Source organism: Pseudomonas sp. GV071, assembly GCF_003050835.1.
GTDB lineage: Bacteria > Pseudomonadota > Gammaproteobacteria > Pseudomonadales > Pseudomonadaceae > Aquipseudomonas.
Genome location: NZ_QAOJ01000007.1, coordinates 47,828 through 67,239 on the forward strand (window position 1 = coordinate 47,828; position 19,412 = coordinate 67,239).

Below are 19,412 nucleotides of genomic sequence, written 5' to 3' on the forward strand. Positions count from 1 at the left end.
AGTTGCAAGAGCGGGTTCGACCGCGAACGGTCGAGCATCAGGCGCTCACGCCGCTGGCCCCACCAGCGCCGACAAGCGCTTCTCCAACCCCAACGCTTTAAAGCGTTCCACGACAAAGTCGACAAACACCCGGGTCTTCTGCGGCAGTAGTTTCTGCCCAGCGAAGTACAGGGTGGTCGCGCCGGTATCCACGTACCAATCGGGCAGCACCCGCTGCACGCTACCTTTTTCCAGATACGGCAAGGCATGGGCGACGCTGACCAAGGCGATGCCCAGGCCGATCTGCGCGGCTGCGCAGGCGGCTTCCGGGTCGCTCAAGGTCATGCGCGGCTGAATCTCGATGGGGGCCAGCAAACCGTCACGGTTGCGCAACGTCCAGGGCCGTACGCGACCGGTCTGCGGTGAACGGATAAGGATGCCGGCGTGCTGCGGCAAGTCGGCCGGCGAACGCAGTGCCGGGGCGGTTTCCAGGTAGCTTTTTGAAGCCAGCAGAATCCGGTGTGCGGGCGCCAGCTCACGCGCCACCACTCCAAGCGGCAAGTCAAAACCGCCGCCCACCGCTGCATCAAAACCATCGGCAATCAGGTCCACCGGGCGGTTGTCGAAATGCCAGTCCGGCACTACCCGCGGGTAGCGCTGCAGGAATTCGCCGAGCAGCGGCACCATGTATTCGCGGCCGAACGACAGGCCCATGCTCACCTTCAAGGTGCCGGCCGGTTGGCTCTTGAGCGTGGTCAGGTTGCCCATCGCCAGCTGCAAGGTGCTCAAGCCGCCCGCTGCTTCAGCCAGAAAATACTCCCCCGCCTCCGTCAGGCTCAGCTTGCGGGTACTACGCTGGAACAGCCGCACGTCCAGGCTGTCTTCCAGGCGGGCGACGTTCTTGCCCACGGCCGCGGGGGTCAACCCCAGGCGCCGCGCGGCTTGGGCAAAGCTTCCCGCCTCAGCGCTGCGAATAAAACATTCGATGCAATTGAGCGTGTCCATGGCTTACTCCATACAGTTTGGATCGAAAGCATATCCGTATTACCAGCTATTCGCAGGGTAATTAGCTGCGGATACTAGCCCCAACACCAAGCGACATACCCACTTAACGAATCACCCCTTACTTACTTTGGAGAACACCATGACTACTCAAGCATCCCTCGTTAACAAAGTTGCATTCGTCCAAGGCGGCTCCCGCGGTATCGGCGCAGCCATCGTCAAACGCCTGGCCCGTGAAGGCGCTGCCGTGGCCTTCACCTACAGCCAGAGCGCACAACAATCGGAAGGCCTGGTGGCCGAGATCGTCGCCGCTGGTGGCAAGGCCATCGCCATCCGCGCTGACAGCGCCAACGAACAAGCCATCCGCGGCGCCATCAGCCAAGCGGTAGAAACCTTCGGCGGCCTCGACATTCTGGTCAACAACGCCGGCGTACTGGCGGTAGCCCCGATCGAACAACTGAGCATGGAAGACATCGACCGCACCCTGTCGATCAACGTGCGCAGCGTGGTCATCGCCAGCCAGGAAGCCTCTCGCCACCTGCGTGACAACGGCCGCATCATCACCATCGGCAGCACCAACGCGGAGCGCATTCCGTTTGCCGGTGGTTCGATCTACGCCATGAGCAAATCGGCCATCGTCGGCTTCACCAAAGGCCTGGCCCGCGACCTGGGCGGCCGTGGCATCACCGTCAACAACGTGCAGCCTGGCCCGGTTGACACCGACATGAACCCGGACAGCGGCGAGTTTGCCGACACCCTGAAACAAGGCATGGCACTGGCCCGTTACGGCAAAGTGGAAGAGATCGCCAGCTTCGTCAGCTACCTGGCAGGCCCGGAAGCCGGCTACATCACCGGTGCCAACCTGACCATTGATGGTGGGTTTGCGGCGTAACGAATACGCAGATTGGCTGTTGTGGGAGGGGCTTTAGCCGCGAGCTTTTGATTTTAAAAGCATCGCGGCTAAAGCCCCTCCCACATTGACCTCATCAGGCTATCAACCACCGACTTTCTGATAACACACGGTAGTACGCCGCGACCCGTTCGGCCGGCGCTGTGGGTCAGCGTAGGTATGCAACTCGCTGAAGCCGGCTTTGCGCATCATGCCGGCTGAGGCGGCATTTTCTTCGTGGCGGTCGATGTAGATGTCGACCAGCCCTTTCTCGCCGAGGCTGGCGACGGCCTTTTCCAACAGGATCGAGCCCAGTCCCTTGCCCGCCATATCGCGATGCACCACCGCTTCGCAGATATAACCCTGGGGTTCCTCACGCCGCGCCGCCGGTTGCTGGTCGGCAAATTGCCAGGTCTGGATGTAGCTGACGAAGCCGACAATCCGCCCATCCTGTTCAGCCAGCACCGCTTCCACCGCACCGTCGGCAATGCTGTTCAAGTGCTCACGCACGCCGTCTTCGGGCAGGTAATTCCAAGGGTTGGGACCGTGCTCCAGCAACAGCTGGGTGAGCTCGGCGACATCACCTGGTTGGGCAAAACGAAAGGTCAGCGCGGCATCGTTCATCGCTCAGAGTCCTGCAGTGGGGAGATCAGGCAACGCCTCGCCACGTTCGGCGCAGGCGGCCACCTGTTCGATCAGGGAATCCAACTGGTAGCCCTGGGCCTTGAGCCAGTCAGGGTTGTAGTAGCTGGTGGCGTAACGCTCGCCGCCATCGCAGAGCACGGCGACAATCGAGCCGCGCTCGCCGGCCGCGACCATGCGCTGGGCCGCCAGCAAGGCACCGATCAGGTTGGTGCCGCTGGAGCCGCCGACATGCCGGTCGAGGCGCTGCGCCAGGTAGTGCATGGCCGCCAGTGACAAGGCGTCCGGCACCTTGCACATGGCGTCGATCACCGACGGCAAAAACGACGCTTCTACCCGTGGCCGGCCAATGCCTTCGATGCCTGAACCGTGGTCCAGGCGCAGGCTGGCATCGCCCGTGCGGTAGTAGTCGAAGAACACCGAGCGCTCGGCGTCGGCGCAGAGAATCCGGGTGGCGTGGCGGCGGTAACGTACGTAGCGGCCGAGGGTCGCCAGGGTGCCGCCGGTACCGGGGCTGGACACCAGCCAGCTCGGCTCGGGGAAACGCTCGAAGCGCATCTGCTGGAAGATCGACTCGGCGATATTGTTGTTGGCGCGCCAGTCGGTGGCCCGCTCGGCGTAGGTGAACTGGTCCATGAAGTGGCCGCCGCTCTCTTTCGCCAGGCGTTCGGACTCGGCATAAATCTGCGTCGGGTCTTTGACAAGGTGGCACTGGCCGCCATAGAACTCGATCTGGGCGATCTTCTCTTTCGAGGTGGTGGCCGGCATCACCGCAATAAACGGCAGACCGAGCAAGCGGGCGAAATAGGCTTCGGAGATGGCCGTGGAACCGCTCGAGGCTTCGATCACCGGCGCCCCCCGTTGCAGCCAGCCGTTGCACAGCGCGTAAAGAAACAGCGAACGCGCCAGGCGGTGCTTGAGGCTACCGGTGGGGTGGCTGGACTCATCCTTGAAGTACAGCTCGATGCCCGGCAGGCCCGGCAGTGTCAGAGGAATCAGGTGGGTGTCGGCGCTGCGCTGAAAGTCCGCTTCGATAATGCGGATGGCCTCGCGGGCCCAGGCTCTGCCAACCAGCGGTGTTGAATCACTCATGACGCTACCTTCAATCGAGAATTCCAGCGGGCGTTGGCACGCTGGGGTCGCGGCGCCATTGACTGAGGCCCACGCCAATAAAGACCAGCCCGACCGCCAACAGTTGCCAGGCATTTAACCGCTCACCGAGAAACAGCACTGCCATCAGCAAGGTGAACACCGGAATCAAGTTGGTGAAACCCGAGGCCTGGCTGGCGGGCAAGCGGCCGACACCAAAGTTGTACAGGCCATAGGCGCCGACCGTGACGACGATGCCCAGGTACACCACCGAGCCCCAGCCCTGGGCGCTGATCTCGGCCGGCAGCCCGGCGTTGAACAACGCCAGCGGCAGGAAAAACAGCGAACCGACAAACGCCTGCAGCGCAGTCAGGGCGAACGCCGAATAGCGGCTCGACAGGTGCTTGAGCAACAAGGTGTAGCCGGTGGCGCAGAGCATCGCCAGAAACTCGAAGAAGTTGCCCCACAGCGGCGCGGGCGCGTGCTCATCGGCATCGCCAGCCAGGCTCAGCCACACCGCACCGACCACCGCCAGGAGAAAACCGGCCAGGGTGGTGCGAGTGATGCGTTCGCGCAGGGTCAGGTAGGCGCCGACCGCCACCAGCAGCGGCAACAAGGCGGTGATCATGCCGGCTTGCGAGGCGCTGGTACGTTGCAGCGCCAGCGCCTCGAAGATGAAGTATAGGCAGGGCTCGCAGGCAGCCAGGCCGAGCAGGTATTTCCAGTCGCCGGCGCGGTACTCGATGCGCCCACGCCAGCGCCAGGCCAACAGAAACACCAGACTGCCCAAGGCCATCCGGCCGAAAATCACCCACATCGGTGGCAGTTCAGTGAACGCCAGTTTCAAGGCAATGAACGAGCTTCCCCACAAGGCCATGGCAACTACCAGACATCCCCAGGCAAGCGCCTGGCCTTCACGCTGATGCACGCGCACCTCCACATTTTCTGACCGCCAGTATAGAAACCGCACTGCCAGCCGCCCAGTTACAGTGAAGCAGCTATCCTCTGCGCAACTGTTTTTGCCGGCCTTGCGGCCAGGGAGCGCGCCGTTGTCTTTTCGCCATGTAGTGAGCAGTTTCTTTCGTATGGAAGCGGCCAGCGGGCAGCTGCTGATCGCCGCCGCCCTGCTCGCGCTAATCATCAACAACTCGCCGCTGGCGTTCCTCTACAACGGCTTGCTGGACACCCCGGTGATGGTCCGCGTCGGCGCCCTGGAGATCGGCAAACCGCTGCTGCTGTGGATCAATGACGGGCTGATGGCGCTGTTCTTCCTGACCATCGGCCTGGAGGTGAAACGCGAAGTGCTCGAAGGCCACCTCTCTCACCCATCACAGATCGTCTTGCCGGGTATGGCCGCCATCGGCGGCATGCTGGTACCGGCGCTGGTGTACTGGGCAATCAACCGCAACCACCCCGAGGCCCTGGGCGGTTGGGCGATTCCGATGGCCACCGACATCGCCTTCGCCCTCGGCGTACTGGCACTGCTGGGCGCGCGGGTGCCGCTGACGCTCAAGCTGTTTCTGCTGACCCTGGCGATCATCGATGACCTGGGGGCCATCATTGTCATCGCCCTGTTCTATTCCGCCGACCTCTCTACGCGCTCATTGCTGCTGGCTGCCGTGTGTATCGCGGTGCTGATCGGCCTCAATCGTGCCGGCGTGCAAAAGCTCAGCCCGTACATGGTGGTCGGCCTGATCCTCTGGGTGTGTGTACTTAAAAGCGGCGTGCATGCCACGTTGGCTGGGGTAACCCTGGCCTTCACCATTCCCCTGCGCACCCGCGAGGGCGTGCCCTCCCCGGCTCGCGCGCTGGAACACACGCTGCACCCCTGGGTGATCTTCGGCATCCTGCCGCTGTTCGCCTTCGCCAATGCCGGCGTGCCGCTGACCGGCTTGGGCCTGGACAGCTTTCTGCACACGGTGCCGCTGGGTATTGCCTGCGGGCTGCTGGTGGGTAAAACAGTGGGGGTGTTCGGCCTGTCGTGGCTGGCGATTGTGCTGGGCATCGCCAAGCTGCCAGAGGGGGCGAACTGGGGTCAGGTGTTGGGCGTGGCGGTGCTGTGCGGCATCGGTTTCACCATGAGCCTGTTTGTCGGCTCGCTGGCGTTTGAGCCGGGGGTCAGCCCACTGGCGGGGATGGACCGCATCGGCATTCTCAGCGGCTCGTTTTTTGCGGCGCTGCTGGGGTATTTGATTATGGCCAAAGCGAGCAAGACGCCGCGCTAATACGACGTTCGCGGCTTCCTTGGAGAGTACTGAGAGGAGCGCAACTTGCGTCGTCCCAGCGCAGGCTGGGACCCAGGTTCGGTAATCAATCAGCGGACGGTAATCCACTGCAAGGTTCTGGATCCCAGCCTGCGCTGGGATGACGGTGTCCCGGGGATCGGGGTGGGAAAACTATCGATGCAACCGATTCAACCCCGGCGGCAGGCCGGTGCTGTCCACCGCGGTCCACGGCCCATTGGCGTAGGTCGCCCACTTCCAGCCATTGTCCCAGCGGTAGTAGGTGCGTTCGCGGTAATACAGGTTGGGCACCTTATCCAATACATACACACCCAACTGGGTATCCCAGTAGCTGCTCACGCCAGGCGGCGGGGCGAAGTGTGGGTGGGCTTTCATCCGCGTGGTGGCCGGTGCCTGGGTGGGCAGCGGCGCACTTTTCGGTTGCTGGGTGGAGCGTTGCGGGGTGTCCGGGGTGGTGCTCGGCGGCAGCGGGAACGGCTGTGGTTGCGACTGCGGCGAAATGGGTGGCGCGCTACAGCCGGCTAACAGCACGAGCAATACCGCGGCAGCGCAGCGCGCTGTGTTCACACCCATCTGAGTTGTCATTGTGCCTGTCCGTCTGCCGAATCGATGGTCAGCTGTTGCTGATCCTTGCTGCTACTGGCCAAGGGCTGGCTGCGACCAATCCACTCGCCCGCCTTGGCGTTGCCTGCCCGCGAGATGCGAGCTTGCAGTATGACCTGAGGGAAGTTGGAGAGTTTCAGTTGCGGCATCATCGCGTCGCTGTCGGCCAGGCTGACCTCGGCCGGAAGGTCGGCGACGGTCAGGCGTTTCACCGCCAGCGGCATCGGTGGGCCGGACGCGGCGCGGGCGAACACGAACACGCTGTCGCCCGGTTGCACCTTGGCTTGCACGTCTGCCGCCAGTTGCACACGCACCTTCAACACCGCGCCGCTTTCGGCAACGGCGGCCGGCTGCTGCGCGGCTTGCTGGTCGGCCGGCAGGTTGCTGCGGGCACGTTCGATACCGCCTTCGATGGCCGCGCGCGATGGATCATCGGCGGGCATCAGGGCGACCAAGCGGCCCCAGTAGGTAACCGCATCCTGGAAGCGCTTGTCTTCGAAGGCCGCGATGCCCAGCAGGCCGAGGCTGGTGACTTCTTCCGGGTTGCCCTTGAGGGCTTCGTCGGTCAGGCCCTGCAGCTCGGCAGACCATTTTTTATCATTGCCAAAGTACTTCGCCTGGGCCAATTGCCCAAGCAGCTCCGGCTGCCGGCCGGCCAGGGCGATGGCTCGCTCGAACGCGCTGGCGCCGTCGTTCGGGCGCTCCTGGCTCATGTAAGCGCGGCCCAGGTAGTACCAGGCTTCGGCGGAATCTGGCTGGGCTTTTACGGCCTGCTCCAGGCGCGCGGTCATTTCTTCGATGGTGCGCGGCGCCTGCGGCATTTCCTGGGTCAGCTCGACTTTGTCCAACGCGCCCCAATGCCAGTACATACCAAGCGCCAACACCGGCACCAGCACAGCGGCGGCCACTGGCACCCACTTGCCCAGCTTGGAGCTGCGCGCCAGGTCGGCGCCTTCGGTATCGGCCAGCAGCTCACGCGCGGCTTCGGCCTGGGCGGTTTGCAACTGCTCGGCGCTGAGGGTGCCGGCCTGTTGTTGAGCAGTCAGCTCCGCCACGCGTTCCTGGTACAGGGCCACGTTCAGGGCGGTGCGGTCTTCTTCGCGCTGGGCACGGCGGCCACGCAATACGGGGATCAACAGAAATGCCAAGGCCACCAGCAACAGCAGGCCGGCAAACAGCCAGAATTCGATCATTGGGAATTTTTGTCCGCAGGCACAGAATTGAATTGCTCGGTAGAAGATTGATCAGCCTTGAGCAGCGCGTCCAGACGCGCCTGCTCGTCGCCCGACAGGCCGGCGTCAGGGCCGGCAACCGCTTTGCGCCGACGCAGGGCAATCACCACCATCACCAGAAAGCCGGTGCCCAGCGCCGCTGCCGGGCTGTACCACAGCACCAAGGTGCGGGCGGTAACGGCCGGTTTGTAGCGCACGAACTCGCCGTAGCGGTCGACCATGAAGTCGACGATCTGCTCGTTGCTTTTGCCTTCGCCGAGCATGCGGTAGATCTCTTTGCGCAGGTCCGCGGCGATCGGTGCGTTGGAGTCGGCGATGTCCTGGTTCTGGCACTTGGGGCAGCGCAGTTCCAGGGTCAGTTGGCGAAACCGCTCGCGCTCGGCGTCGTTGGCAAATTCATAGGTGTCGATGGCGGCCTGGGCCACACCGACCAGGCTCAGGCCCAACGCTGCTGCAGCTAGCCAACGCTTCATTGCCCGGCCTCATCGACCAGCGCCTGGTACAGGCCGGCCAATTGCTCACGCCAGACCACCTCGTCGATCACGCCGACGAACTTGTGGCGGATGATGCCCTTGCTGTCGATCAGGAAGGTTTCCGGCGCACCGTACACGCCCAGGTTCAGCCCCAGGCTGCCCTCAGCGTCATTGATGTTGAGCTGGTAGGGGTTGTGGAATTCCTTCAGCCATTTCAGCGCGGCGGCGTTGTCGTCCTTGTAGTTGACCCCGTAAACCCGCACGCCCTGCTGGGCGAGCTTGTTCAGCACCGGGTGTTCAACCCGGCAGGAAATGCACCAGGTGGCCCAGACGTTGAGCAGCGCCGGTTTGCCCAGCAGGTCGGCGCGGGTCAGGGTCTTGCCGCCATCAACCGCAGGCAGCGAGAACTCCGGCACCGGCTTTCCGATCAGGGCCGATGGCAGCTCGGAGGGATCGAGGAACAGACCGCGGTAGAGAAACACCGCGCCCACCAGAAAGACCGCCAACGGTAACAGCAACAACGCCCGCTTCATGCCTGTGCTCCACTCAGGCCCAAGGCTTCACGCACTCGGGTTTTGACTTTGACCCGGTAGCGCCGGTCCAGCGCTGCCAGAAGACCACCGAAGCCGGTGAGCAAACCGCCGAACCAGATCCAGCGCACGAAAGGTTTGACGTGAATGCGCACGGCCCAGGCGCCGTTATCCAGCGGCTCGCCGAGGGCGATGTAGATGTCGCGGGTGAAACCGGCGTCGATGCCGGCTTCGGTCATCACCGATTGCTGCACGCTGTACAGGCGTTTTTCCGGGTGCAACACGGCCACTTCCTGGCCGTCTTCGATTACCCGTACGGTGCCGCGGTCGGAGGTGAAGTTGGGGCCCTGGAAGTGCTCGGCGCCATCGAAGATAAAGTGGTAGCCGCCGAGGTCGGTGGACTCGCCACGCTCCATGCGCATGTCGCGCTGGGCGCTGTTCTGGCTCGACAACACCACGCCCAAGGCGCACACGGCGATACCGAAGTGAGCGAGTTGCATGCCCCAGTAGCTGCGGGTCAGTTTGCCCAGGCCCTTGAGCAGGCCGGTGTTGCGGGTTTTATCCAGCAGATCGCGCACCCCGGCCAGCAGCACCCAGGCGGCCAGCAGGCAGACGGCGAGCACCGCCCAGTTGAAGTCGCCAAGCACCATCGAGGCCACGCCACCGAGCACCACGCTGGCGATCAGCACCGGACCGAGCATGCCCAGCAGCCATTTCACCGGGGTGTCTTTCCAGCGCACCAGCACACCGACCGCCATCACCACCATCAGCAGGCTCATCAGCGGCACGAACAACGCGTTGAAATAGGGAGGACCAACCGACAGCTTGGCGCCAGTCAGGGCATCCAGTACCAGCGGGTAGAGGGTGCCGAGCAAAATCATCGAGGCGGCAACCACCAGCACCAGGTTGTTACCCAGCAGAAGCATTTCCCGCGACCAGGGGGCAAAGCCCACCTGGCTTTTCACCACTGGCGCACGCAGGGCGAACAGGGTCAGCGAGCCACCGACCACCAGCAGCAGGAACGCCAGAATGAACACACCGCGCTCGGGGTCCGAGGCAAATGCGTGCACCGAGGTCAGCACCCCGGAACGAACCAGGAAGGTACCGAGCAAACTCAGGGAGAACGCCGCGATGGCCAGCAGCACGGTCCAGCTTTTGAACACGCCGCGTTTCTCCGTGACCGCCAGCGAGTGGATCAGCGCCGTGCCCACCAGCCAGGGCATGAACGAGGCGTTTTCCACCGGGTCCCAGAACCACCAGCCGCCCCAGCCGAGTTCGTAGTACGCCCACCAGGAACCGAGGGTGATGCCGATGCCGAGGAAGGCCCAGGCAACAATGGTCCAGGGCCGCGACCAGCGCGCCCAGGCGGCGTCCAGACGGCCACCGAGCAAGGCGGCGATGGCGAAGGAGAACGCCACGGAGAAACCGACATAGCCCATGTACAGCATCGGCGGGTGCACGATCAGGCCGATGTCCTGCAGCAGCGGGTTGAGGTCACGACCGTCCACCGGGCTTTGCGGCAGCAGGCGCTCGAAGGGGTTGGAGGTGATGATCAGAAACAGCAGAAAGCCGATGCTGATCATGCCCATCACGCCCAGCACACGGGCCAGCATCACCTGCGGCAACTGGCGGGAGAACACCGACACGGCGAAGGTCCAGCCACCGAGAATCAAGGCCCACAGCAGCAACGAACCTTCGTGGGCACCCCACACGGCGCTGAACTTGTAGTACCAGGGCAAAGCGCTGTTGGAGTTGTTGGCGACGTAGGCCACCGAGAAATCGTCGGTCATGAACGCCCAGGTCAGGCAACCGAAGGCCAGCAGCAGGAAGCTGAACTGGCCCCAGGCGGCGGGCTGGGCCAGCCCCATCCACTGACGATCACCGCGCCAGGCGCCAATCATTGGCAAGGTGGCCTGCACCAGCGCCATGCACAGGGCGAGGATCATCGCCAGATGGCCGATTTCCGGAACGATCAGAGCCGCCATCATGGTTGTTTCTCCGCGTTGGCCGGGGCATACGCCGCGCCATCCTGAGGCGCGGACTGGCCGCTGTCTTTGAGCGCCTTGGTGACTTCCGGCGGCATGTATTTTTCGTCGTGCTTGGCCAGCACTTCATCGGCGATCAGCACGCCGTCAGCATTCAATTTGCCAAGGGCGACGATGCCCTGCCCTTCGCGGAACAGGTCCGGGAGGATGCCGCGGTAGCGGATGGTCACGCTCTTGGCGAAATCGGTGACCACGAACTGCACGTCCAGTGAGTCGCCGCTGCGTACCAGCGAGCCCTTCTCGACCATGCCACCGGCGCGGATGCGGGTGTCGTGGGGTACTTCGCCATTGGCGATCTGGGTGGGGGTGTAGAACAGGTTGATGTTCTGCTGCAGGGCGCTGAGCGCCAGGCCGACGGCAATGCCCACCCCGGCGACGATGCCGAGGATGATCAACAGGCGCTTTTTACGCAGCGGATTCACTTCTGACTCTCCCGGCGCAAACGGCGCGCCTCTTCTTGCAGGTAACGACGGCGGGCCAGAATTGGCAGCGCGACGTTGAGGGCCAACACCGCCAGGCTGATGCCATAAGCGGTCCAGACGTACAGACCATGGTGACCCATGGCGAGGAAATCACTGAACGAGGCAAAGCTCATCGCACGCCCCCTTGCGCTATCTGCTGCGCCACTTCGTCCTTCACCCAACTGGCGCGGGCTTCGCGCTTGAGCACTTCCAGGCGCATGCGCATCAGCAGCACGGCGCCGAAGAAGCAGTAGAAACCCAGCACCATGAGCAGCAGCGGCAACCACATTTCCGCCGGCATGGCCGGGCGTTCGGTGATTTTGAAGGTGGCGCCCTGGTGCAGGGTGTTCCACCACTCCACCGAGTATTTGATGATCGGGATGTTCACCACGCCCACCAGCGCCAGCACTGCACAGGCTTTGGCCGCGCTGTCACGGTTGCTGATAGCGTTGCCCAGCGCAATAACACCGAAGTACAGAAACAACAGAATCAGCATCGACGTCAGGCGGGCATCCCACACCCACCACGAGCCCCAGGTCGGCTTGCCCCAGATGGCGCCGGTGAGCAGCGCGATGGCGGTCATCCAGGCACCGATGGGCGCGGCGGACTGCAAGGCGACGTCGGCGATTTTCATCTTCCACACCAGGCCCACCAGGCCGGCGATCGCCAACAGCACATAGCAGGACTGCGCCAGCATGGCCGCCGGCACGTGGATATAGATGATGCGAAAGCTATTGCCCTGCTGGTAATCCGGAGGCGCGAACGCCAGCCCCCAGACCAGGCCGGTGGCGATCAGCAGCACGGCCGCCACGCTCAACCAGGGCAGCCAGCGGCCGCTGATCTGGTAGAACCATTTGGGCGAGCCCCATTTGTGAAACCAAGTCCAATTCATCAGGGTAACCACGTATTTATTATTCGCCGACGCTAATGGCCAGGCCTGCGGCGGTCGCAAAAGGTGTCAGGGTAATGGCCAGGGCCGTAAGGCTGGCCATCCACAGCAAGTAACCGACCACTGGTAGCCCCTGCAACGAGGCTTGCAGCGCCCCGCTGCCGAGGATCAGCACGGGGATGTACAGCGGCAGAATCAGCAGCGCCAGCAACAGGCCACCGCGTTTCAGGCCGACGGTCAGTGCCGCCCCCACAGCGCCCAACAGGCTGAGCACCGGGGTTCCCAAAAGCAACGTCATCAACAAAACCGGAATGCACTGGCTCGGCAAACCGAGCATCAGCGCCAGCAAGGGCGCTAGCAAGACCAGGGCCAGGCCGGAAAACAGCCAGTGTGCCAGCACCTTGGCCAATACCAGAAGAGCCAGGGGGTGCGACGAAAGGACCCACTGCTCCAACGAACCGTCTTCGAAATCACTGCGAAACAGGCCGTCTAGCGAGAGCAATACAGCCAACAGTGCAGCGACCCAGATCAGCCCCGGCGACAAGGTTTGCAACAGTTGGCTTTCCGGCCCCACCGCTAGCGGGAACAAGGCGATGACGATGGCGAAGAACACCAGCGGATTGGCCAACTCGGCCGGGCGGCGGAACAACAGACGGGCTTCGCGGGCCACCAACAGGGTAAATACGTTACTCATGCGTGGCGTTGCCCCAGGTCCAGTTCGCGGTAGCCTGCGGGCATCTGCGCCAAGCTGTGGTGGGTGGTCAACACCACCATGCCGCCCTGTTCGCAATGCTGCGCCAGGTGCGCCTCTAATTGTGCGACACCTGTTTTATCCAACGCGGTAAACGGCTCATCCAGAATCCACAGCGGCGGCGGGGCCAGATACAAACGCGCCAACGCCACGCGGCGCTGCTGGCCTGCCGACAAGGTGTGGCAGGGAACATCTTCAAAACCGCGCAGGCCGACCTGCTCCAGCGCCTGCCAGATGGCGTCGCGGCTGGCGGGTTGGTGCAAGGCGCAGAGCCAGGTGAGGTTTTCTTCAGCGGTGAGCAGGCCCTTGATGCCCGCCGCGTGGCCGAGCCACAGCAGGTTGCGCGCCAGCTCATGGCGTTGCTTGGCCAGCGGCTGGCCATTGAGCAACACTTCACCAGCGGTGGGTTGCATCAGCCCGGCGAGCAAGCGCAGCAGGCTGGTCTTGCCGCTGCCGTTGGGGCCGCTGATCTGCAGCATTTCCCCGGCGGCCAGACGCAGCTCCAGGCGCTCGAAGAGCATGCGCCAGTCCCGCTCGCAGGCGAGCGCCACAGCTTCGAGTAAGGGGCTATTCAAGGATAGGCTGACCTTCGGGCTAGGGGCCGGAGATAAAATCCGGGTAGGCAGGTTTTGCCCTGCATTTCGCTATCAAGTCCAGGCAAGCTTGGCCGCTATACTCAGGCAAGCCAACAGCACGGCCGACCCGGACGGGGCGGCATTATACATGTCATGCCCGCCCCTCGAAGCTGGCTTTTTCGACAGGTTGTAAACCGCCGATGAGCGAAATCAGTAGCACTCGCCCACTCCCCCCGGTCACCCCGACCACGCGACCGAACACTTCGGTGGCCGACGCCGCAGTGAAACTGCTGCAACCGCTGGGCGACCTGCTGGCGGTAGGCGACAGCACCACGGCCGAAGTGGTCAGCGTCAAAGACCTCGCACAGAATTTCCAGCAGGTGCTGCTCAAGCTCAACCTGGCCACCGGCCAGCCTGCCACCGTACAAGCCACCACCAACCAGCCGCTGGTGCCGGGCAGCACTGTAGGCGTCACCGCCGTCACCGATACTCGCTTGTCGGTGGTGCTGCAAATTGCTGCCGGCGGCAACCCACTGACCAGCCTGGATGGCGACGCCATGCCGCCGGGCACGGTAATCCAGGGCAAGGTCGAATCCAGCCAGGCCTTTGTGCAACAGCACACCCAGCAGGTGCTGAACAAGGTGGTGATGAGTTTGCTGAATACCTCCATGGCGGGCAGCAAGCTGGCCTTGGAAACGCCGTTGAATCTGCCGGTCGGCAGCCTGCTCACCGCCCAGGTGCAGAGCAACCAATCGCTGGCCTTTCTGCCACTGAGCGGGCGCCTCGACCAGTTGGAACTGGGCCAACAGCTGGGTAGCCAACAGGCACGCCAGGGCTCGCTGGAAAACCTGCTGAAATCCCTGCAAGGCCTGAGCGGTAAAGAAGGCTTGCCCGAGGGGGTGCGTGCCAGCATCGACAAGTTGCTCGGCTCCTTGCCCGATGGCGCCCAGCTCAGCGACTCCAAAGGCCTGGCCCAGGCCCTGGAAAAAAGCGGCATGTTCCTCGAAGCCAAGCTGCTCAGCGGCAACACCGCCGGCCTGTCGCAAGACATGAAAGCCAACCTGCTGCGTCTGATCGCGCAGATTCTGCCGGCCTTGCCCAGTGGCACCGCGATCAACCCCAACACCATCGGCGCCAACCTCGGCCAGGCATTGCCGGTATTTCTACGGAACGCCCTGGGCGCCCTGGGGCAAACCGGGGTCAAGCAACCGGGCCTGAGCTTTCCCCTGCCGACCAAGCTGCAGCAGGAGCTAGAAAAGGAAGGCGACCTGGAAAGCCTGCTCAAGCTCGCCGCTGCCGCCGTCTCGCGACTGCAGACACACCAACTGTCCAGCCTGGCGCAAAGCCAACTGACACCGGAGGGCAACCTGCTCACCACCTGGCAAATGGAAGTGCCGATGCGTAACCAGCAGGACCTGGTGCCGCTGCAGCTGAAAATGCAGCGCGAGGACGTGCAGGAAGAAAAACAGAACGGCAAAGGCGGCAAGAAAGGTCAGCAGCAAGAACCAGTGTGGCGCATCGAACTGGCCTTCGACCTCGCCCCGCTCGGCCCGCTACAAGTGCAGGCGCAGATTGCCCGTGGCAGCCTCACCAGTCAGCTGTGGGCCGAGAAGATCAGCACCGTGCAGTTGATCGACAAGGAACTGGGCACGTTGCGCGACCGCCTCACCGCGGCCGGCCTGAATGTCGGCGAACTGGAGTGTCAGCAAGGTTTCCCCCCGCAAGGCCCGCGGACCACCCTCGAACAACGCTGGATCGACGACAAAGCATGAAACGCGAAGCCCCCCGCCAGGCGATTGCCCTCACCTACGATGGCAAGAGCGCGCCAAACCTCAGCGCCAAAGGCGACGACGAACTGGCCGAAGCGATTCTGGCGATTGCCCGTGAATACGAAGTGCCGATCTACGAAAACGCCGAGCTGGTGCGTTTGCTGGCGCGTATGGAACTGGGCGATGCGATTCCCGAAGAGCTGTACAAAAGCATCGCCGAGATCATTGCGTTTGCCTGGTACTTGAAAGGCAAAAGCCCTGAAGGGTTTGTGCCGGATGACGGCGGCGAGAAAGACGTAACCCCGCATACGCCGCAGCCATTGCTGGATTAAACGGCCGTTCCCGTAGGAGCGGCTTCAGCCGCGATGCTTTTACAATCCACAGCATCGCGGCTAAAGCCGCTCCTACAGGGATTTTCGATGTAATCAGAACTCAGCGCTTGGCTTGATGCAGTTTGCTGACCAGTTCGGCTTCGGCGCGGCTGAGGCCGCACGATTGGGTCAGGTCATCGACGCTGGCGCCCAGGCCGACCAACCGCGCAGCCTGGGTGAAGGAGAGGTTGCTCGGGTCGCGCTGCTCAATCTGGCTGAGCTTGTCCGGAATCGGCGCCACGGTTCGGCGCAGTTCGTAGAGCTCTTCGCCCATGCGGATGCTACCGGTGAGGTAGGTATCCAGGCGTTTCTTCAGCTCTTTGATCGCCTGGTCGCGCAGCGCATCGCGCTGCGCCTGGTGCTCGAACTGCCGCACGAATTCGCGCTGTCGCCCGGCTAGCCAGATGCAGGTGCCGCCCAGCGTGACGCAGGCCAGGGCCAGCACCAACAGCGCGATGTCGAGCATGGGTCAGATGCTCTCCAGTTCGGACCATTCTTCTTCGGACATCATTTTGTCCAGCTCAACCAGAATCAGCAGCTCGCCGTTCTTGTTGCATACGCCCTGGATGAACTTGGCCGACTCGTCGTTGCCGACGTTAGGCGCGGTCTCTACTTCCGATTGGCGCAGGTAAACCACTTCGGCGACGCTGTCGACCATGATGCCAACCACTTGCTTGTCGGCTTCGATGATGACGATACGGGTGTTGTCGGTAACCGAACCGGAGTCCAGGCCGAAACGCTGGCGGGTGTCGATCACCGTCACCACGTTGCCGCGCAGGTTGATGATCCCCAGCACGTAGCTAGGGGCACCTGGCACCGGCGCGATCTCGGTGTAGCGCAGGACTTCCTGCACCTGCATCACATTGATGCCGTAGGTTTCGTTATCCAGGCGGAACGTCACCCACTGCAGAATGGGATCTTCGGAACCTTGTGCGGAATTTTTCTTCATATCCCTAGCCTCATCAATGCCGCTCGCGCGGCGTACGGGTGTGACCCGCCGTTTACGGTAAAGCCCCGCACTGGCAGGGCTGTTCAATCATCAATGCACGCGCCCGTCGCTGCTCAAGCGTTTGGCGGCGCCGCTGGCGATCAGCTCAGCCAGCACGGCGACATCCACCAGCGCGCACATGTGTTCAATTACGGTTCCGGCCAACCACGGCCGCTGGCTGCGTTGGCTGCGCCACTTGACCTCTTTGGGGTCCAGGCGGATCGAGCGGCTGACTTGGTGAACGGCCAGCCCCCATTCGTAGCCTTGCACGGAAATCACATACTGCAAGCCCTGGCGGAAATCATCGCGGTAGCGATCAGGCATCACCCAGCGCGCGGTGTCCAGCACCCGCAGGTTACCGGCCTGGCACGGCAGGATACCGAGGAACCAGTCCGGTTGGCCAAACAGCGGCGTCAGTTCCTGACCGACCAAGGGGTAGATCGAACCCAGGCACACCAGCGGCACGGCCAATGTCAGGCCGGCCACATCGAATAACAGGCACTCGAACGGCTCTTCGCCCCAGCTCGGCTGGCCGTCCAGTTGCAGCGGTGGCGGCGTGGGCGCCATATCCGTTTGAATCTGCTTGGCCACCACCGACTCGGCCACGGGTGGCGCGAGCACTACCGGTTTTGCCACCGGTTTTTCAGCCACCGGCGCCGGCTGCTCGACCAACAAGGTCGGCATCAACAGCGGCTTGGCCATTTCCAAAGTCGGCAGAACCAGGGTTGGGCGTTCGACGTTGACCGCCGCCGGTTTGGCGGCAACCGGTGGCGCTTGCAGACGCGCATCGCGCACCTGCTCTTCCAGCACGGCGGCTTCGAATTCATCGAGGGAAATCGCATCGGATTCAACCGGCGCCGCTACCGCAACGGCCTTGGCCACTGGCGCAGGCGCGACCGGCAACGGGCGCACCGGCGCGGTTACGGGAGCCGCTACTGTGGCTTGCACCACGGCCAGGCTGATCGGCTCAACCGGCTGAGCGTCGGCCAATTCGGCAGCCGCTTCCTGCAGCAGGCCGTCCAGGTAGGACTGCAAAGCCAGCTGCGGGCGCGTAGCGGTTGCGATAGGACGACTCATAGACAAAATCCGAATGAATGAACTGACTCATATATCGGCAGCAGGGGCGCGCGACTTGAGCCAGCCTTGATAGCAAAAATCGCCATGGTTACGCGACCTGCGCCGCCAGTTCATTGCTAAGCAAATGCTTGAGCAGCGCGCGATACGCCAACACACCGCGGCTTTTGTCATCGAACTGCGATGGCGTCTGCCCTGCCCGGCTGGCATCACGCAAGCGCGTGTCGACCGGAATGTAGGCCGGCCACAGGTGATCGGGGTAGGAGTTGCGCAAGGTCCGCAGGGTGCTTAGGGATGCCTGGGTACGGCGGTCGAACAGGGTCGGCACGATGGTGTACGGCAGCGCCTGTTTGCGTGAGCGGTTGATCATTGCCAGGGTGCTGACCATGCGCTCCAGGCCTTTTACCGCAAGGAACTCGGTCTGTACCGGAATCGCCAACTGCTGGCTGGCGGCCAGGGCGTTGACCATCAGCACGCCGAGCAATGGCGGGCTGTCGATAATGGCGTGGTCGAAATCGTCCCACAGCTGCGCCAGGCTTTTTGCGATCACCAAGCCCAGGCCACTCTGCCCCGGCGACTGACGCTCAAGGGTGGCCAGCGCGGTGCTGGACGGCATCAGGGAAATCGAGGGATGGCTGGTGGGCAGCAGCAATTGCCCCGGCAGCCCTTGCGGCACATTGCCGCCGTGCTGGAACAGGTCGAACGCGCTGTGCTCCAGGGAATCGGGGTCATGCCCGAAATAGCTCGTCATGGAGCCATGTGGATCAAGATCGACCACAACCACACGCTTGCCGGCGTCGGCCAACAGGCCCGCCAGTGCGATGCTTGTGGTGGTCTTGCCTACCCCACCTTTTTGATTGGCTACTGCCCAGACTCTCATGTTCGTTATCCTCCCGGCGCACCAAGGGCTTACCGAGAACAAGCGCCAACCTAAGGGGTCGGCGACGGGGAATTGACAGTACCGCCCGCGGGCGGCTGCACCGCTGGCGATGGTGCAGGTTGTGTGCCAGCCCGCTCTAACGCGGCGTCGGGCTGCGCATGACCACTTCCTACACCGCTTACACTGCGTCGCACATCCAAGTTGCGTGACACCACCAGCACGACCCGGCGATTGCGCGCTCTTCCCTCTGCCGTAGCGTTATCCGCAATCGGCTGAAACTCACCATAACCGACCGCTGCCAGGCGTCCGGCGTTTACACCATCCATGGCCATCATTCTTACAATGCTAGCTGCCCGCGCCGTCGACAGCTCCCAGTTAGTAGGAAACTGCGCGGTTTTGATCGGAAGATTATCTGTGAACCCTTCCACATGGATGGGATTCTCATAAGGTGCCAGAATTTTGGCAACCTTTTCGATAATGGTGAACGCCGTATCGTTGGGAATCGCATCGCCGCTGGGGAACAACAGGCTGGAATTGAGCTCGATTTCAATCCACAGCTCGTTGCCCCGCACGGTCAACTGGTCACTCTTGATCAGGTCGCCAAACGCTTCTTTCACCGCGTCGCTGATTTCCTGCAGGGCCTTGCTCGGGTCTTCACCGGCTGGTGTGTCCTGATCCAGCGGCCGCTCGGGCTCGGTGGTCAGCGGCCGCTCCTCGCCCACCGGAATCGGCTTGATGGCACGGTCCGGCTGGTTGAAGGCACCGACCAGGCTGTCGGAAAGAATCTTGTACTTGCCTTCGTTGATCGATGAGATCGAGTACATCACCACAAAAAACGCGAACAGCAAGGTAATGAAGTCCGCGTATGACACCAGCCAACGTTCGTGGTTTTCGTGTTCTTCCTGATGCCGCCGACGGGCCATATGC

At 62.9% G+C, this 19,412-nt stretch carries 23 protein-coding genes; 4 read left to right on the forward strand and 19 right to left on the reverse strand.

All coding sequences use genetic code 11. From position 1 onward, the window contains the following. Positions 1-45: 45 nt before the first annotated feature. Positions 46-984: a LysR family transcriptional regulator gene (locus tag C8K61_RS14620; RefSeq protein ID WP_108097001.1), complete on the reverse strand. Its 939-nt coding sequence runs from the start codon at positions 982-984 to the stop codon at positions 46-48. Between the two features lie 139 nt (positions 985-1,123). Between C8K61_RS14620 and C8K61_RS14625 the strand changes: the two genes are divergently transcribed. Further along, positions 1,124-1,873, forward strand: a complete 750-nt coding sequence (locus C8K61_RS14625; RefSeq protein WP_108097002.1) for a 3-oxoacyl-ACP reductase family protein — start codon at positions 1,124-1,126, stop codon at positions 1,871-1,873. Between the two features lie 102 nt (positions 1,874-1,975). Here the strand turns inward: C8K61_RS14625 and C8K61_RS14630 are convergent, their stop codons facing one another. The 3 genes from C8K61_RS14630 to C8K61_RS14640 are packed head-to-tail and all read right to left on the reverse strand — an operon-like array spanning position 1,976 to position 4,529. After that, entirely contained in the window at positions 1,976-2,494 is a 519-nt protein-coding gene (locus tag C8K61_RS14630) for a GNAT family N-acetyltransferase (RefSeq protein WP_108097003.1), read from the reverse strand. Positions 2,495-2,497: 3 nt separating this feature from the next. After that, the gene (locus C8K61_RS14635; protein WP_108097004.1) at positions 2,498-3,604 is read right to left on the reverse strand and encodes a PLP-dependent cysteine synthase family protein; all 1,107 of its coding nucleotides are present in this window, start codon (positions 3,602-3,604) and stop codon (positions 2,498-2,500) included. Between the two features lie 10 nt (positions 3,605-3,614). Then, entirely contained in the window at positions 3,615-4,529 is a 915-nt protein-coding gene (locus C8K61_RS14640; protein ID WP_256589440.1) for a DMT family transporter, read from the reverse strand. Between the two features lie 121 nt (positions 4,530-4,650). On the opposite strand from C8K61_RS14640, the gene nhaA reads away from it, so the two are divergent. Then, positions 4,651-5,826 (forward strand): Na+/H+ antiporter NhaA, encoded by a 1,176-nt coding sequence (gene nhaA / locus C8K61_RS14645; protein ID WP_108097006.1) that lies wholly within the window; start codon positions 4,651-4,653, stop codon positions 5,824-5,826. A 171-nt stretch (positions 5,827-5,997) separates the two neighbouring features. Here nhaA and C8K61_RS14650 read toward each other — a convergent pair whose 3' ends face one another. From C8K61_RS14650 to ccmA, 10 genes are read right to left on the reverse strand one after another with little or no spacing between them, the layout of a single operon-like run. Next, on the reverse strand, positions 5,998-6,417 hold the full coding sequence (locus C8K61_RS14650; RefSeq protein WP_108097007.1) for a hypothetical protein: 420 nt from the start codon (positions 6,415-6,417) through the stop codon (positions 5,998-6,000). An 8-nt stretch (positions 6,418-6,425) separates the two neighbouring features. Further along, complete coding sequence (gene ccmI / locus C8K61_RS14655; protein WP_108097008.1) at positions 6,426-7,640, reverse strand: c-type cytochrome biogenesis protein CcmI; 1,215 nt, start codon at positions 7,638-7,640, stop codon at positions 6,426-6,428. Further along, positions 7,637-8,152, reverse strand: coding sequence for a cytochrome c-type biogenesis protein (locus C8K61_RS14660; protein WP_108097009.1), 516 nt, complete (start codon positions 8,150-8,152; stop codon positions 7,637-7,639). The genes ccmI and C8K61_RS14660 overlap by 4 nt, the downstream gene beginning before the upstream one ends. Next, on the reverse strand, positions 8,149-8,685 hold the full coding sequence (locus C8K61_RS14665) for a DsbE family thiol:disulfide interchange protein (RefSeq protein WP_108097010.1): 537 nt from the start codon (positions 8,683-8,685) through the stop codon (positions 8,149-8,151). The genes C8K61_RS14660 and C8K61_RS14665 overlap by 4 nt, the downstream gene beginning before the upstream one ends. Further along, positions 8,682-10,655 carry a heme lyase CcmF/NrfE family subunit gene (locus C8K61_RS14670; RefSeq protein ID WP_178086459.1) on the reverse strand — a complete coding sequence of 658 codons (1,974 nt, stop codon included), beginning with the start codon at positions 10,653-10,655 and terminating at the stop codon, positions 8,682-8,684. Before C8K61_RS14670 ends, C8K61_RS14665 begins: the two co-directional genes overlap by 4 nt. An 11-nt stretch (positions 10,656-10,666) precedes the next feature. Continuing rightward, complete coding sequence (ccmE, locus tag C8K61_RS14675; protein ID WP_108097012.1) at positions 10,667-11,149, reverse strand: cytochrome c maturation protein CcmE; 483 nt, start codon at positions 11,147-11,149, stop codon at positions 10,667-10,669. After that, entirely contained in the window at positions 11,146-11,322 is a 177-nt protein-coding gene (gene ccmD / locus C8K61_RS14680) for a heme exporter protein CcmD (RefSeq protein WP_108097013.1), read from the reverse strand. The genes ccmE and ccmD overlap by 4 nt, the downstream gene beginning before the upstream one ends. Continuing rightward, positions 11,319-12,083 (reverse strand): heme ABC transporter permease, encoded by a 765-nt coding sequence (locus C8K61_RS14685; RefSeq protein ID WP_178086460.1) that lies wholly within the window; start codon positions 12,081-12,083, stop codon positions 11,319-11,321. The genes ccmD and C8K61_RS14685 overlap by 4 nt, the downstream gene beginning before the upstream one ends. A 16-nt stretch (positions 12,084-12,099) precedes the next feature. Next, positions 12,100-12,771 carry a heme exporter protein CcmB gene (gene ccmB, locus C8K61_RS14690; protein ID WP_108097015.1) on the reverse strand — a complete coding sequence of 224 codons (672 nt, stop codon included), beginning with the start codon at positions 12,769-12,771 and terminating at the stop codon, positions 12,100-12,102. After that, on the reverse strand, positions 12,768-13,403 hold the full coding sequence (gene ccmA, locus C8K61_RS14695) for a cytochrome c biogenesis heme-transporting ATPase CcmA (protein ID WP_108097016.1): 636 nt from the start codon (positions 13,401-13,403) through the stop codon (positions 12,768-12,770). Before ccmA ends, ccmB begins: the two co-directional genes overlap by 4 nt. 200 nt (positions 13,404-13,603) lie before the next feature. Here ccmA and C8K61_RS14700 point away from each other — a divergent pair, with 200 nt between their 5' ends. Together C8K61_RS14700 and C8K61_RS14705 are read left to right on the forward strand one after the other, a co-directional pair. Next, the gene (locus C8K61_RS14700; protein ID WP_108097017.1) at positions 13,604-15,175 is read left to right on the forward strand and encodes a flagellar hook-length control protein FliK; all 1,572 of its coding nucleotides are present in this window, start codon (positions 13,604-13,606) and stop codon (positions 15,173-15,175) included. Then, entirely contained in the window at positions 15,172-15,504 is a 333-nt protein-coding gene (locus tag C8K61_RS14705) for an EscU/YscU/HrcU family type III secretion system export apparatus switch protein (protein WP_371919996.1), read from the forward strand. The genes C8K61_RS14700 and C8K61_RS14705 overlap by 4 nt, the downstream gene beginning before the upstream one ends. A 100-nt stretch (positions 15,505-15,604) precedes the next feature. Here the strand turns inward: C8K61_RS14705 and C8K61_RS14710 are convergent, their stop codons facing one another. The 5 genes from C8K61_RS14710 to motD all read right to left on the reverse strand — a co-directional run bounded on the left by C8K61_RS14710 (position 15,605) and on the right by motD (position 19,408). Next, complete coding sequence (locus C8K61_RS14710) at positions 15,605-16,009, reverse strand: DUF2802 domain-containing protein (protein WP_108097018.1); 405 nt, start codon at positions 16,007-16,009, stop codon at positions 15,605-15,607. Positions 16,010-16,012: 3 nt separating this feature from the next. Continuing rightward, complete coding sequence (locus tag C8K61_RS14715) at positions 16,013-16,492, reverse strand: chemotaxis protein CheW (protein ID WP_108097019.1); 480 nt, start codon at positions 16,490-16,492, stop codon at positions 16,013-16,015. Between the two features lie 90 nt (positions 16,493-16,582). Beyond that, positions 16,583-17,608, reverse strand: a complete 1,026-nt coding sequence (locus C8K61_RS14720; RefSeq protein ID WP_108097020.1) for a CheW domain-containing protein — start codon at positions 17,606-17,608, stop codon at positions 16,583-16,585. Positions 17,609-17,696: 88 nt separating this feature from the next. Beyond that, the gene (locus C8K61_RS14725) at positions 17,697-18,485 is read right to left on the reverse strand and encodes a ParA family protein (protein ID WP_108097021.1); all 789 of its coding nucleotides are present in this window, start codon (positions 18,483-18,485) and stop codon (positions 17,697-17,699) included. Between the two features lie 50 nt (positions 18,486-18,535). Next, complete coding sequence (gene motD / locus C8K61_RS14730) at positions 18,536-19,408, reverse strand: flagellar motor protein MotD (protein WP_108097022.1); 873 nt, start codon at positions 19,406-19,408, stop codon at positions 18,536-18,538. Positions 19,409-19,412: the final 4 nt, after the last annotated feature.